Source organism: Streptomyces sp. NPDC050997, assembly GCF_040660135.1.
GTDB lineage: Bacteria > Actinomycetota > Actinomycetes > Streptomycetales > Streptomycetaceae > Streptomyces.
Genome location: NZ_JBFAGK010000035.1, coordinates 26,964 through 40,359, shown reverse-complemented (window position 1 = coordinate 40,359; position 13,396 = coordinate 26,964). Strand labels below are relative to the sequence as shown.

Here is a 13,396-nt window from a genome sequence, read left to right as displayed (position 1 = left end):
GTCACGGCCCTTGGTCGTTGAGGCAAGGGGACAGGGCCATGAAGGTCGTACGACGGGTGACACTGTTCGGCGTTCTGCCGCTGGTGCTTGTTCTCGCGGCGGGTTATGGGTGGTACCAGTGGAGCGACACCGGGAAGGGATGGCGGTACGAGGACAAGTTGGCGTCGTACTGCGACGGGTTGATTCCTTATGCGGAGTCTGCCGTGTTCACCGATCTCAATACGGAGGTCGGCCTGTCCCGCGACTTGAAGCACGAGGCCGGTGACGAGAGCTTCGATTCGTGCGCGGTCGCCGATATGAGGGTGACCGTCGGGCTCGTAGCCGATGATTCCGCCAATTCTGTCGGCTTCAACATGCTCGACATGTTGCACACGGACTCGTCGGACTACCTTCCTGTTGCCCTGGGTGGCGGGTGGCAGGGCTATACGGACATGCGTAACACCGCCGTCGTGCTGCCCTGCCAGAACACGTCCGCCTCCCTTGTCGTGTCCATCGCCACGGACGAGTCCCACGAGGATGTGGCCGAAGCCCGCGCCATGGGGGAACTCGCTGCCGCGACGGCCCGGAAGGCGGCGGAACACTGGTCGTGCGAGGGGACGTTCGGGGGGCGGATCCCCAAAGTGTCCCTGCCTGCGGAGCACACGTTCCCGGACAGCGCGGCAGGCACGTGCGAAGGCGTCCCATCGCGTGCGTTGCCATTCGAATGGGTCATGGAGACCACGGGCTCGAGCAGTGCCCCGCTCGAACGGTGTGCGTTGAGCGACACCATGGACTCGGAGGTGCCTTCGTACTACTTGGACGCCTCGTTCGGTCCCTTCGCTCAGCGGCTACGGACGACGTCCGACGATCTGGACGGCATGAACGGGAACGCCGGCATCGAGGACGACATGGCGTGGGGGACCGCCTCGTGTCCCGGCACGGCGGTGAGGGCACTGTTCAGCATCGAGGCGACGCAGAACGCGGCGCCGACGAAGAGCACCCTCCTCTCGTCCCTGCGCCCCTTCGCCGAGCGGTCGGCAGCGCGGCACAGGTGTACGGATGTGGAGTTGCCTGCCTGATCGCCGTCGGTTCCGTTGGCAGGGGATGCCCTGGTCTGTTCAGAACGTTGAGAAGGTGACCACATTGCTGTCCTTCATGACGAAGACGCGATTTCCGTCGGCGGCCATGCGGAGGTAGCTGGCCGCCGGGAGTTTGTACGTCCACTTCTCCTCTCCGTCGAAAGACCGAATCGCACTGACCAGCACGGAAGGTGAACGCGAGTTGGAGTTGGCGTGGAGTGTCCAGACGGCGTTGCCCTGCAGGAGAGCTGGGCTCGCGTCATCCGCGTCGTTGTAGGCGTGCCACAGCTCGCTGCCGTCGCGCGCGTCCAGGCATCTGGTGACGTCGCCTCCATTGGCGTAGACGACGTTCGCATGGGCTTCCGGCGGGCCCCACTCTTCAGGGTCGTAGATATTGGCACTCCAGATCAGCTTCCCGTCGCTGAGCCGACGAGCGTCCAGGTTCTTGGCGTTGATGTACACGGTGTCGCCGTGGACGGCCGGGCGAACCGTGACCTCGGCGTGGTCGAGGCGGGCCCATTCCTTACGGCCGTCGCTGGTGCGCACGACGAGCACGTTGCCGTCCGATGTCGACATGACCAGCTTGCCCTGGCCGATGGCGGCCGGGTTGAGCAGTTTCTTTCGGAAGTCGGCAGGGACAGTCGCCGTCCAACGCACCTTCGCGTCCGCGCGGCGCACGCTGCGCAGCTTGTCGTCCAGCGTCACGAAGTACACCGCGTCCTTGTCCGCGGCGAGCAGCATCGCCGCCTCGGCGGCCGGACAGGTCCACTTGGGCGTGCCGGTGGAGGGGACGAAGGTGCGCAGGACTCCCCGCTTGTCGGCCCCGATGACCAGCCGGTCCGAGAGGGACAGATAGCCGCTCTTCGTTCTGATGTCGGACGCGCTCCAGCGGGTACTGCCGTCCCTGACGTCGTACGCCGCGATGCCTCCGCTTGCGGCACCGAAGACGATGACGTCTCGTACGGGCAGCAACGGGCGCGAGTAGACGTCCACCACGTCGCTCTTGCTCCAGATGATGGTCGGCTGCTTCGCACCGGTCAGGAGGTTCTCTCCCCCCTTGCTGTCCAGACTGGCCATGGGAGTGGGCACCGCGGCGGGAATGTCGAAGGGATCGCTCTTGGCCTGGCCCGAACTGCCGCCCTGGCTGCCGCGCGATCCCAGCCACCAGGCCGCCGTGCCGCCACCTCCTGCGACGACCACGCCTCCCGCGCCGAGTCCGGTGAGCAGGCGCCTTCGGGTGACGGACGGAGCCGTCTCGAGAGTGACGTGGGCGGTCAGCCGGTGTGCCGCGGTCTCCCGTTCCTTGATGGCTTCGGCGAGCGGACCGCGCCGCCACACCCGTTCGGCGCTCTTGGGCGCCGCCATGGCCTGGACGATCTGGGCAGGAACGGGACGCGTGGCCGGGTCCTTGGCGAGGCAGGGTGCGATGAGGGTGTGCATCTCGGGTGCGATGCCGGCGAGTTGGGGTTCGCCGTGTACCACGGCGTACTGCACGGCTGCGATGTGTGTTCCCTCGTACGCCCGTCTGCCGCTGACCGCGTATGCCAGAACTGCGCCCAGTGAGAACACGTCAGCGCACGGGGTGACGCGCTGTCCCAGGACCTGCTCGGGCGCGCCGTAGCCCGGGGTGACGGGCACCTGCCCGGTCGTGGTGAGGGCAAGCCCGTGTTCGGGCGCCCAGTGGCCGCGTACACCAGCACTCCGGCGAGCGCGAACACGTCGCCGACGGCGTCGTGCTCCTGCTCCGGCGACATGAAGGCCGGCGTACCGACAGCCGCACCAGTGCGGGTCAGTCGGTCGTCCCCGATGGCCCGCGCGATGCCGAAGTCGATGATCTTCGGTCCGTAGGCGGTGACGAGAATGTTGGACGGCTTGAGGTCGCGATGCACGACGTCGGACTGGTGCAATTGGCCCAGCGCCGCGCACAGGCCGGCCCCCAGCGCCCGCACGGACGGCTCCGGCAACACTCCCCCGGCCTCGACGGCCTCGTCGAGCGGGGGCCCGAGCACATACTCCGTCGCCAGCCAGGGCGTCTCCGCGAGCGGATCCGCGTCCATCACCCGAGCCCCGAACCGATCCCCGATGACCCTGGCCGCATCCACCTCGAGCCGGAAACGGGTGCGGGCGGCCAGATCGGAGGCAAGGCCTGAGTGCATGGTCTTGAGCGCGACGGTACGTCCGCCCGCTGAACGCGCCACGTAGACGGTGCCCATGCCTCCACTGCCGAGCCGGGCGATGAGCCGGTACGGGCCGAGGGCTACGGGATCCTCATGGGTGAGAGGAGTCGGCATGGGGGCTTTTCTTGTCAGTATCTGTGAGGGGGCAATGCTGCTGGGACCGGTGCCGCCTCCGGCGGGGGCCAGGCCGGATTCGCCTGGGCCTGTATCTCCACCTCCGCGGCGAGCACGGACGCCGACTGATGGACGATGGCGGCAACGATCCGAGCGGGCACCCAGCCGGGACCGAGCATTGTCTCTGCGCGCGTTGCGGGCCCGAACCCGACGGGAGGGCCCTGGCTGCCTTCGTCCGCCAACACATCGATGATCTCGGCGAGTTGGGGGCGGCTGACCGGATCCCGTGCCAGGCACCGGGAGACCAACGACCGCAGCGCCGGAGGCAGTTCTTCCCGCTCCGGCATCGTGTATCCCGTAGCGGCGTAGGCCAGGGTCGCGCCCAGTGCATATACGTCACCCAGTGGCCGAGGTTGCCCGCCGGCGGCCTGTTCGGGCGGAAGGCTGCCGGCGTCGAGCCCGGGGACGCCCTGGCGCGCGACGCCGTCCGGTCCGGCGGCACGCACAGCTCCGAAGCATGTGAGCCTGGGTCCGTCCGCGGCGAGCAGTACGGCGGACGGGCAGAGTCCCGCGTGGGTGAGCTCCTGACCGTGTATCACGGTGAGGGTCTCGGCGAGGGCGACTGCGAGCGCCCGAACCGTTGGCTCGGGCAGAGGGCCGCCGTTCACCGCGAGGGCAGTGGGGAGCGAAAGTGCGGGCAGATAGGCCCGGGTGTACCAGGCTCCCTCACCAGGACCGGCGAGTTCCACGGCCGGGAGGACCCAAGGCCCAAGAAGATAACGGGAGGCGTCGGCTTCGGCCATGAAGCGCTGTGGGTCTGCGGTCGCCAAAGGCATGCTGATCAGGACAGTGCGATCGCCGTCGGCGCTACGGGCAATGAAGCGATGCTCGGAGACGGGGGTTTGCGCGTCACGGCGTGGATCGAGCCGAGTGACGACCGCATAAGGACCGATCCGCCGCACACCTCGGCTGGCGTCTGGCGCGTACATCCTTACCCTTCGTCTCCGTGCGGGGCACGGCAGCGGGGTGGGCGCCTCCCGCGCGCGCCCACCCCGGAATTACGGCTACGGCCTTCTTCCTACTGGAAGTAGCTGGCCGCCTTCTTGTCACCCTGCATGTAGGTACCGCCCGACGTCGCGACGACGTGGCCGATTCCGGTGAGCGCCGTGTGGATGTCGTTGGCTTCCTTGTCCCACCGGTGCAGCTTCTCGTTGAAGGTGTTCTGAGCGTCGCCCTCCCAGTACTGAAGGCTGCTCACGACCAGCTTCTTGAGCTCCTGCAGGTCCTGCTCGAGCTGGCTCGCCTCGTTACCGATCTTGGTGGCCGCGACATCGAGCCCGTCATAAGTGACTTGCAGCCCATCGGCGTTGTTGGCCATACCTGTTTCCCTCGTCTCGCTGGGTGTGCGTGGTGGCTGCCGGCTGTCCGGCGAAATTCTGAACGCCGCTCGGCTCAGTAGGAGCTGAGGGAGGACGACGAGACCGTGGGAGCGCCGTCCTGGACGTCGATCTTGCTGACCGCCGCGCGCACCTCGTCTTCCTTGCTGTCCTTGATGTTGCGCGTCGAGGTCATCGCCTCGATGACATCACCGAGGATCTTGCCGATGTTCTGCAGCGACTCGTTGATCTCGTACTGCTTCTTGTCGAACGCGGCACGACCGATTCCCTGCCACTGGCCCTCGAGGCCGTCGATCACACCCTGAAGGCTGTGCACGCGCTTCGTGATGCCTTCGTACTTCTCCAGCATCTGCTTCTGGAGTTGGACTACTGCGGCATCTTCGAGCTTCTGCTTTCCGCCGGCCATGGTCACCCTTTCTGAGGCTGTTGCTGATCCCATTGTTTCGGCTCACCACTGCGCTTGCGACTTGCAACGTGAGCACGCTTTGCACGCCCCATCCGACGAGCACAGGGCTATGAACGGTTGGCGGCTGTTACCTGGCGCGGCGCGCCCGCATGACGACCACGCCGACACCACCGATCACGATGACGGCGGCGGCCGCACCGAGAGCAATCCAGAGGGTGTTGCTGTCACTGGATGCTTCTGTGGTTGATCCTGCCGCCGAGGTTCCGTCGGTGGAACCCTTTTCGGGGGCTTGTGACGGGCCTGAAGCAGAGGCAGAGGGTGCGGACGAAGTGGAAGACGAGGACGAGGATGCGGACTTTGCCAGCAGATCGCCGCCGTTCTCCTTGGCGAGCGGATCGACGTTCGCAGGCCCGGGGTTGTACTTGGATTTCGCCAGAACCACGCGGGGGCGAACAGATCCGTATCCGAGGTAGGTGCTCGGTTCATCCTCCGGCCAGTCACGGCCTGCCGTGTCGATCAGGGAACGGGTGACCTGGTTCACTGTCCAGTCAGGGTGTGCGGACCAGATCAGGGCTGCAGAGGCCGAGGCGATCGCCGCAGCCGGACTCGTACCGTCCCTGTCATCGCAGTACGAGCGGAAGTTCGCATCGCACCACCCCGGGAAGCCCTGCCCCGGCGCCGTGAGGTCCACATAGCCTCCGCTCGACGAGAACTTAGACACCGTGCCAGATTCGGCAATTGCCGACACACCAACCACGTACGGGGACGCGGCAGGATAGCTGATGGGGCCCCCATTTTCACCATTGTTACCGACCGCGGCAATCAACAACTTGCCCTTCGAAGCGGCGTAGTCGATAGCTGCCTCTTCGTCGGGGTCCGGCCCCTCCGCACCGAATGCCATGTTGATGATTTTTACATCGGTATCGGCGGCCGCTTTGATCGCGTCTACGGAATCGGGCATCTTCTGCTTCTCTGCCGCCCCACCCTTCAGACCCTCGAGTGCGAGCCGAATCGGAACAACCTTCGCCCCTGGCGCCAACCCCTGCAGGCCACCGTCTGCTCCGGTGCCTGCGATCAACTCGGCCATGGTGGTGCCATGGCCGGTGTAGTCGTCCGTTGCACCGTACGACACCGACTTGGGGACTTCATCGGTCAGGACCTGTCCCTTCAGCGACGGGGTATTCGGGTTCACGCCACTGTCGATGACAGCAACCTTCACGCCCTTCCCTGTGCTGACCTTCCACATCTTCTCGGCCTTCATCGGCGCCAAGTACCACTGCTTTGACTGCGCGTCGTATGCAGCGGCATTGGGAGCGAACCCGATGGTTGTTACCGCCAGGGCGCCAACGACCGCGCCCACAGCACGCATTCGTCTACCGCGGTGCGTGCTGTGGAACGTAGCTCGCTCGTCTCGTCGGCTGGTCCCAGACTTCATCGTGTTCCGTGTCCTCGCTCGTGCTCAGTTGACGACCGGCGGCACATCGCGCCGGGGCTTGTCGGGCAGGTGGGTCTCTTCGTCTTCGACCAGGTAGTCGGGACGCGTCGACCCCTGAGCGTTCCGCTCGTCACCGGGCTTCCCGTTCTGAGCTGGCCCGCGTACGAGGCCGGCACCGCCGCGCGTCATGCCGTTACGTTCGGCTCCGGCAGCGGAGTTACGGGCGGCAGCCCTGCCCGTGACAGCCTCGGGGGTACCCGCATTGCCCCGAGGGACCGTCGCCCGGGAACCAGGCCTCGCCGTGGACTCGGGTGCTGCTCCGAAAACGCCACGTTGGCCCGGCCGACCGGTACCGGGCCGGGAGTTGGCCGCCCCCTCGCCACCCACAACCGTGCCGCGAGGAATCTTCGACCCACCCTTCGCTGCAGCATTGCCAGCGGCAGGACGTCCCCCGACGACTCCGTTGGCCCGGCCGGCACCGGTCGTCGGCCCGCTGGTCGCACGTGGCGTCGCGCTGCCGCCGGCGCGCGGCGTACCGCCACTGATCCCTCGGCCCATCTGAGACGAACTCGATCCGGAGGTAAGCCCCTTGGCAGCAGACTGACCAGTCGACGTGGCGCGCCCCATCTGGTTCGTGGCCCCCTGCCCCGCGGTACGCCCAGAGCCCGAATTGGTCAGGCCGGGCGCCCCAGCACGGCCCTGAGCGGACGTAGGGGTACGGAGACCGCCTGTTCCGTTCAGGTTCCGGCCTGACATGCCATTGGGGACCGGGGTCCCGAAGCCGTCAGGCATGGGGGGCTGGCCGCCCATGGGAGGGGTACCTGTGACCGGCGGCATATGGCCGGTCACAGGTGCGGTCGTAGGGGGTGGCAGTGTGCCGACGCTGTCGATATTCGTACCAACAACATCATCCGGACGCGGAATGCTGCCCGTGATGTCCTTCGCGGGCGTCGGGGTATTGCTGATGTCGTGAGTGTCCGTACGGCCCGTTGACGCGACCAAGTGTTGGTGAGTCGCCGGGGTTGTTGATCCGGTCTCTTCAGAACTACCAGAGCCAGAAGGGGTCCAGTGCTGCTGCTCGGGGCGAGGTACTCCCACGCTGGGCATACTCTTGAACGTGGGAGCCTGCAAGCTCTCGAGTTCCTGTCCCGAGACCGCGTAGTACGACGCCAACCGATTCATCTGGTTGATGGCCTCTTGACGGTCTTTCTCCACCCGTACGGCTGCGGCGTACTCGTCCTTGTTCGCCGCCTTCTCGGCCTCTGTGAAGTGCTCGGGTCGCTTCCGGTTCGCCTCTGCGTCACGAGAGGGCATGGAGCCGCGCACAGACGCCAGGCCCACGGCCGCAGTGGCGAGCTGATCGCCGGCGTCTCCAGCGAACTTGCTCAGCTCCGTCGTGCTCGCCACGAGGTTCGTGCCCCAAATACGGAAGTCACTACCCGACTGTCCGACCCAACGGACCTTGTCGATGTGCCCGTTGAGCTCATCAGCCGCTTCCTTGATGGCATCGCGCGCGTCCCACAGAGCCTTGCCTGAAGACTCCAGATCCTCCGGGTCGGTCCCCTCAACGAGGTCGAGCATCTGGTTGAGACCGAGGTCCTTGCCGTCGAAGTCCGTGCTGCCCCAAACGGCCTTCTTGTTCGGGTTGGTCTCGGCAACCGTGCGCACGACGCCGTTGACGATCGTGGTGAACAGCCCGCCACCCTGCGGCAGGTGCTCGCCTGCCCTGGTGATGTCCGTGTAGGCGTTCTCTGCATTGACCCGCTGCAGGTCCGCCTCGTGCTTGTCGGTCATCGTCACAACCTCGTGGTCTTCGAGTCGTGGGTGTGCAGCCTGTCGCCCTGCGCTTGTTGGATGCCTCGAATCTCCGCCTGGATCGCCCAGAAGCGCTGGCGCTGCTCCTCTTCGAGACCGTCGAAGCCATGAGCGGCGCCTTGCACCGCGATACCGGTCGCCTCGATCTGCAGGTGCAGGGTCTTGGACAGGGATGTGAGCTCTTGGTGCACTCGCTCGTACTGCATGTAGAGACTGTGCGCCTCAGGGAAGGTCGCGGCGTCCGACACATTGCCGAGAGACGCCTTCCTGATCCCTTGAGCGCTCACCTTCGTCGGGTTGCCCGCAGATTCCCCAAGCTTTCGGAGCACTGCGTCCACCCGATTCACGAAATCAGTCAGCAGCTCACCACTGACCTCCAGGTCCGCTGCCCTGCTCGCCGACGCGCCCCCCGTGCTGTCCGGCAGCCCCACGACGCTCCCCCGTTTCCCCGTACTTCCGTCAGTCCTCATCAGATCGGGACCGACCAACCACTCACCATACGATCGCAAAGCAAGCTACGCCTCACAACGCTTTTACCACTGTAGTCAACCTGTACAACGGGGCCAACAGCGGTGTGTGTTAAGTCCGTTACGAGACCGAGGCAGGCACAGAGCTTTGCCCGATTTGCGAGTTTGCGTCAGCCGGTTGCCAGGACCCCTGGCCGTGCGGATCTCAGGGCGCTGACCAATCGTGACCACGGTCGCCGCCCACCAAACAGCCCTCTTCGTGATCTTCATCAAACTTCTACACTCGACCGATCACGACTCCGCAGCAACTCTCCTGTAGCACGAACAGGCTTGCTAGCGTGCTGCACGCTCCCGCGCAATCACCAAAAGTCGGCAGGAGCACCAGAGTTCAGCACGATCACGGGGACGAGCACGGTCACGGGGAAGGTGCCGCACATGGCATGGGAAGAGTGGGATCAGCTGAAGTCAGAGGCTGCGGAACGAGGTTCGACGCACATGCGCCTGAACCAGCTCGCGCCGGACGGCGGTGGTGGCGGAGGCGGCGGTGACCTGGTCGTGAACCAGGACGACCTGGGCGCCGTCGGGCATGAGGCTCATGGGCTGCATGGTGACCTGCACGGTCAGGCGGATGTGGCCGGCATGGGGATGGACAAGCACGGCTCCGGTAGCACGATGCAGGCGGCAACCGAGCTGTCCAGCTCGAACTTCGCCTTGGGCGACAGTCTCTCGCTGACCGTTGAGATCTGGACGAGCCAGGTGAATTCGCTGCTCGATGCCTGCGCTGCCATATCGAACCATCTCGACTTCTCGAAGAAGTTGCACGCGAACGACGATGCGGCGATCGCGGCGGCGGTCAAAGGCAGGGACGGTTCCGGCAGGTCGGTATCGGAGCTCAGCAAGTACTTCAAGTAACGGGGGCTGTTGTGTCCGGCATCACCATGACGAACTTGTCCGAGGTCAGCCTCGGGAAGCTGACAGCTTCTGTCGCCGACTGGAAGAAGATCGTCGACAACCTCAAGAAGCTCGCGGACAGGGCCGAGAAGGGCCTGCTCGCAAAGTCGGAGAGCGCCCGATGGGCCGGCGTGAACTCCGACGTGACACGCGAGTTCGTGAAAAAGACGGCCAAGGAGTTCACGGACGCACACGCCGAGGCCTCAAGCATCTACCAGGTCCTCGACGACGCCTGCACCGAACTCATAGCGCTCCAGAAGAAGTTGAACACGGCTGTTCACACGGAGGCGCCTGGGCTGGGGCTGAGAGTGAACGACGTAGGCGACGGAAAAGTGCACGTCTTCTATCCGCACGATCGCACCACCGACGACACGCACACCCAGAACGAACTCAACACGGCTCAAGAGCTCGCCGATCGCATCGCCGAGATCATCTCGCAGGCACGGGAGATCGACGACTCGGTGAGTCGGGCGCTGCGCAAGAGCCACGGCAGCGACGAGTTCAACTTCGGTCACGAGAGCTACACATCGCTCGACGACGCCCAGGAGCAACGAGCCGAGGAACTGGCCAAGAAGAGCCTGCAGCTCTACAAGGAGGGCAAGGAGCTCTCCACGGAGGAGTTGCGGGAGCTCCAGACGCTCATCAAGTACAACGCGGACGACAAGGAGTTCGCGACCGATCTCTACCGGGGCCTCGGCCAGGAGGGGTCGCTGCGGTTCCAGGCTCAGCTCTCACTCGATGGCACCGCGGAAGGCGGGGAGCAACTGCGGCTCGCCAGGAGCATCCAGGACAGCATGGGCACCGCGCTCGCCACCGCGACTCCCGGTCTCGGGGACAAGTGGACCGACGAACTCATGCGCGTCGGGCGCAGTGATCTCGATCTTCAGATGCAGGGCAACCAGGTGGTACCCAAGGGGTATCAGGTGCTTGGCACGCTGCTGAGGCACGGCGAGTACCCGAAGGGGTTCCTCGACAAGGTCGGCAAGGACATGATCGCGTACGAGCGCGAAGGCGGAGCGTGGGGGCGCCCCGACGGAAACTACGGGGGCATGAAGAACTTCGGCCTGAACGCCGACACGGAAGGCGGCCGCGGCTGGGATCCGGTCACGGGTCTCCTGGAGGCGTACGGGCACAATCCGGACGCGGCCACCAGCTTCTTTCACGCCGACGTCGCCGGCCCGGGCAAGCAGATGAGCAATCTGGACTACCTGATGGGCATGGGGGCGGACGGCAAGGGCGACGGCGCCCGGCAGTGGATCCCTGACATGACCTCCCCCATGGCAGCCAAGGACCCGGTGATCTACGGAAAGGACGCTCTGGGCCACGCCCTTGAGGCGGCGGTGTCCGGGCTTCCGTACGACCACGGCGACGTCGGCGCCCACCCCGAACACAGCGAACAGCGCCAGGACATCATGAACCAGGTCATCAACGCGGTGGCTGCTGATCCCAAGTTGGCCGACGACACGATGGGCGACAGCCTCGGGCGGATGGCCGGCGAGTACATGCCCGAGGTCAATTCCACGCTGAGCCAGTCCGACGACTTCGACGACCTCTACGGCAGTCCGACCAAGTTCACCGACCCGCTTGCCACCGCGGAGTTCCTCGACACCGTCGGCAGGAATCCGGACGGCTACGCCGAGGCCACCCTGGGGGCGGAAAACTACTCGGCCGGGGTGATGCAGGACGCCAACGCGCACCCGGAGAAGTACGCGGGAACACCGGCGGAGAACCTGAAGCACATCGCGTACAACACCGGAACGGTGGAGGGCCTCCTCTCGGGAGCTCGACACGACCAGATCGTCACCGGGGGCCAGCAGAGCGACCAGGACTACAACGATGCGCTGCAAAAGCGGGCAGACATGTTCAACACCGCTTTCGGCTCCACTGTGGGTCTGGCCACCGAGCGCGTGCCCATCGCCGGAGAGGTCATCAACGGCGTCACCGAGGTAGTCGTCGGCGAGGTGGTCGAGGGAGCGGAACGGAACACCTCTGCCGAGACTGCCCACCAGGCAGGAGAGTCCTCCTTCAACGCCCGCCAGAACGCTCTTGACCAGGCGTCGAACGGACTTCAGGTGGCCGGCACCCCGGCTGGTGTGGATCCGACGGACATGCGTCGCGACGTGACACAGCAGACGGGCGAGGGCTTCGACCACGGTAAGGAGCTTCAGCGGGAGGCCAAGGACCACTACAAGCGCAACCCTCCGAAATGACCTTGAGTTCGGCAGCAGTTGTCGAAGTTTCGTAGAGCCAGCGACCAAGCAGGGAAGACATGAGCGTCGGAAGAATGTCCGGCAGAGCGAAAGCGCTCTGCGTCGTTGTCGTACTGGCGGTCCTCGGTGCGGGCGTCTACTTCTGGTCGGCCCGCTCCGACGAGGGCACAGCGGACGCGCTCAAGGCACCGTCCAAACCGTGTTGGAACGGGACACCGAGTCAGGCCACCCTCCAGAAGCTTCTTGCGCCGGGCAACAAGCTCCTGCATCAACAGGATGATTTCCGGGTGGTCTCGGAGCACTATCCGAGCCATTGCGAATACGAAGCCCAGAGCGACGGCTCGCTGGACACCGTTCTGGACGTCGACATCGCCTGGAACGACGACACTCCTCCCACCGAGAAGCTCCCCACGGCCGACGCACAGGGGGACGAACCTCGCACACGGATGGACATGGGCGTCCTCGCGTACTACCTCAGAGCCTCGCAGGTGGTGTTCTTCGAGTGCACACCCGACCTTCCTGACGACGCACCCGCGTACATGAAGCGGGACAAGTACATCAAGGTCGATGTCCTTGCACGCCCGATGAAGGGCAGCGGCCTGTCCGCGACCGAGGCCCGCAAGGTCGGCGTGGACATCATGCTCCAGCTGGCGCGCGACGTCGCCAAGCAGGGGGGCTGCAAGAACGACACCAATCTCCCGAGTTCGGTTCCTTCGATCGGCACGGCGAATTGGCCTGGGTACGAGGGTTGACCTCTTCATGCGTTCGCGTGTCTGGTCCCTTGATTCACGCGGCGTCGGACGGGAAGTCCAACGAACTCGCCGAAGACGCAAAGGCAACCGCAAGAAGGAGGCTGACGGAGCGAATGTGACGGGTGGGAACACCACCACCAATGGTGGTAGACACCGGCGACGCCACGTTCAACGGCGCCCCTGCTCCTACGACGGACCTGGCCGGCGCAACGCAGAACGCCAGCAACCTGCGCGACCAGATCAAGGGCATCGTTACAGAAGCCACCGAAAGCGACACGACTGCCGCGCAAGCCCTGCGGCTGATCATTGACCAGGCCGAGTACGGCTTCTCAGATGTGAGCTACAGCAGTGGAGCCGAGGCCACTGAGGCCATTGCCGCTGCTGAGAAGGTCGCCTCAAGCAGGATCCGGAGGACGTGGGCAACCCCGAGCGCAACTCGCTCAACACCATCATGGCCAAGTACAGGAGCGACCCCTTGTTCGCCGAGAAGGTGGCCACAGATGTCGGCGCGAAGCGGACAATGGAGCTAAATGTCACGGACGCTTGACGGCCTGAGCTCTGGCACGAGACTCCACGCCCGTGGAGTGCGCTTGCTCTCGCGAGAATGTTCGTCG

The 13,396-nt window shown here is 65.3% G+C and carries 12 protein-coding genes and 1 pseudogene; 5 read left to right on the top strand and 8 right to left on the bottom strand.

The window, feature by feature from the left end:
- Positions 1-38 precede the first annotated feature (38 nt).
- The gene (locus AB0H86_RS42015) at positions 39-1,058 is read left to right on the top strand and encodes a hypothetical protein (protein WP_362451264.1); all 1,020 of its coding nucleotides are present in this window, start codon (positions 39-41) and stop codon (positions 1,056-1,058) included.
- Positions 1,059-1,097: 39 nt separating this feature from the next.
- Here AB0H86_RS42015 and AB0H86_RS42010 read toward each other — a convergent pair whose 3' ends face one another.
- The 8 genes and pseudogenes from AB0H86_RS42010 to AB0H86_RS41975 form a co-directional block, all read right to left on the bottom strand.
- Positions 1,098-2,696, bottom strand: a complete 1,599-nt coding sequence (locus AB0H86_RS42010; protein WP_362451261.1) for a PQQ-binding-like beta-propeller repeat protein — start codon at positions 2,694-2,696, stop codon at positions 1,098-1,100.
- Positions 2,697-2,803: 107 nt separating this feature from the next.
- Positions 2,804-3,349: pseudogene (locus tag AB0H86_RS42005) on the bottom strand (serine/threonine-protein kinase); the annotation flags it as partial.
- 14 nt (positions 3,350-3,363) lie between these two features.
- On the bottom strand, positions 3,364-4,185 hold the full coding sequence (locus AB0H86_RS42000; RefSeq protein ID WP_362451259.1) for a serine/threonine protein kinase: 822 nt from the start codon (positions 4,183-4,185) through the stop codon (positions 3,364-3,366).
- A gap of 242 nt (positions 4,186-4,427) precedes the next feature.
- Complete coding sequence (locus AB0H86_RS41995) at positions 4,428-4,727, bottom strand: WXG100 family type VII secretion target (protein ID WP_362451256.1); 300 nt, start codon at positions 4,725-4,727, stop codon at positions 4,428-4,430.
- Positions 4,728-4,801: 74 nt separating this feature from the next.
- Positions 4,802-5,152 (bottom strand): WXG100 family type VII secretion target, encoded by a 351-nt coding sequence (locus AB0H86_RS41990; RefSeq protein WP_362451253.1) that lies wholly within the window; start codon positions 5,150-5,152, stop codon positions 4,802-4,804.
- A 127-nt stretch (positions 5,153-5,279) separates the two neighbouring features.
- Positions 5,280-6,521 (bottom strand): S8 family serine peptidase, encoded by a 1,242-nt coding sequence (locus AB0H86_RS41985; RefSeq protein ID WP_362451251.1) that lies wholly within the window; start codon positions 6,519-6,521, stop codon positions 5,280-5,282.
- A 90-nt stretch (positions 6,522-6,611) separates the two neighbouring features.
- Entirely contained in the window at positions 6,612-8,381 is a 1,770-nt protein-coding gene (locus tag AB0H86_RS41980) for a hypothetical protein (protein WP_362451248.1), read from the bottom strand.
- A 2-nt stretch (positions 8,382-8,383) separates the two neighbouring features.
- Positions 8,384-8,833, bottom strand: coding sequence for a hypothetical protein (locus AB0H86_RS41975; protein WP_362451246.1), 450 nt, complete (start codon positions 8,831-8,833; stop codon positions 8,384-8,386).
- Positions 8,834-9,304: 471 nt separating this feature from the next.
- Between AB0H86_RS41975 and AB0H86_RS41970 the strand changes: the two genes are divergently transcribed.
- The 4 genes from AB0H86_RS41970 (at position 9,305) to AB0H86_RS41955 (ending at position 13,329) form a co-directional block, all read left to right on the top strand.
- A complete protein-coding gene (locus tag AB0H86_RS41970) occupies positions 9,305-9,781 on the top strand; it encodes a hypothetical protein (protein WP_362451244.1) in 477 nt (158 codons plus the stop codon).
- 35 nt (positions 9,782-9,816) lie between these two features.
- A complete protein-coding gene (locus AB0H86_RS41965; protein ID WP_362451242.1) occupies positions 9,817-12,030 on the top strand; it encodes a DUF6571 family protein in 2,214 nt (737 codons plus the stop codon).
- A gap of 59 nt (positions 12,031-12,089) precedes the next feature.
- A complete protein-coding gene (locus tag AB0H86_RS41960) occupies positions 12,090-12,782 on the top strand; it encodes a hypothetical protein (RefSeq protein ID WP_362451239.1) in 693 nt (230 codons plus the stop codon).
- Between the two features lie 415 nt (positions 12,783-13,197).
- Positions 13,198-13,329 (top strand): hypothetical protein, encoded by a 132-nt coding sequence (locus AB0H86_RS41955; protein ID WP_362451237.1) that lies wholly within the window; start codon positions 13,198-13,200, stop codon positions 13,327-13,329.
- Positions 13,330-13,396 lie beyond the last annotated feature (67 nt).